Origin of the sequence: Blastococcus sp. VKM Ac-2987 (genome assembly GCF_026967805.1) — a bacterium.
Classification (GTDB): domain Bacteria; phylum Actinomycetota; class Actinomycetes; order Mycobacteriales; family Geodermatophilaceae; genus Blastococcus.
The window spans coordinates 1-515 of record NZ_JAPVBG010000011.1 but is presented as its reverse complement, the minus strand read 5'-3'; the positions used below and the strand labels follow the sequence as shown (position 1 = coordinate 515).

The following is a 515-nucleotide window of genomic DNA, read 5'->3' as shown; positions in this document are numbered from 1 at the left end:
GGTCCACGGCCCACCCGCGTCCGCCGTCCCCAGCCCACCGGTCACCGACCGGTCGAAGGAGTCGGCCGCCAGCACCGCCGGGTCGACCGGCTGCTCCGGCTCCTGCGGCTGCTCCGGCTCCTGCGGCTGCTCCGGCTCGACCGCGGCCACGGTGACCGCCCGCTCGGCGGTGCCGGTGGCGCCGTCGTCGTCGGTCACCGTCAGCTTCACCGTGTAGGTGCCGGCCGCCGCGTAGTCGTGCGTGGCGCGGACGCCGGTGCCGGTGCCGCCGTCGCCGAAGTCCCAGGCGTAGGAGGCGACGGTGCCGTCGGTGTCCGTGGACGCCGATGCGTCGACGGAGGTCGCCAGACCCGTCACGACCGACGCGAATTCCGCCGCGGGCGCGACGTTGGCCGCCGGCGGGGGCACCGGCAGTGCACCGACCGGGGCGACAGCCAGCTCGGTGAAGCGGACGTCGACCGGGGCGGTGGCGCTACCGGAGAGGTAGCCACCCAGGCTGACCCCACCGGGGGCCT

At 76.5% G+C, this 515-nt stretch carries 1 protein-coding gene; it reads right to left on the bottom strand.

Annotation, left to right across the window (positions count from 1 at the left end):
* Positions 1 to 515 (bottom strand): PKD domain-containing protein (locus O2W17_RS22190; protein WP_269194659.1); only part of this gene is annotated, 515 nt, incomplete at both ends.